Annotated in this window: 1 rRNA gene; it reads right to left on the bottom strand. The window is 49.0% G+C overall.

Going from position 1 to position 257, the window contains the following annotated elements:
* Window positions 1-142: 142 nt before the first annotated feature.
* Window positions 143-257 (bottom strand): 16S ribosomal RNA (locus BZK41_RS26790); the annotation flags it as partial.

The following is a 257-nucleotide window of genomic DNA, read 5'->3' as shown; positions in this document are numbered from 1 at the left end:
GCCTGAGTGGACTTGAACCACCGACCTCACCCTTATCAGGGGTGCGCTCTAACCACCTGAGCTACAAGCCTGCAGAGATTTTCTTACTGCTAATTTTCATCAGACAATCTGTGTGAGCACTACAAAGGCAGGTTCTTTAAGGTAAGGAGGTGATCCAACCGCAGGTTCCCCTACGGTTACCTTGTTACGACTTCACCCCAGTCATGAATCACAAAGTGGTAAGCGCCCTCCCGAAGGTTAAGCTACCTACTTCTTTT

It is taken from the genome of Citrobacter sp. A316 (assembly GCF_002042945.1).
Classification (GTDB): Bacteria; Pseudomonadota; Gammaproteobacteria; order Enterobacterales; family Enterobacteriaceae; genus Citrobacter; species Citrobacter portucalensis.
The sequence above is the reverse complement of the archived record's forward strand: the minus strand, read 5'-3'. Positions and strand labels throughout refer to the sequence as shown.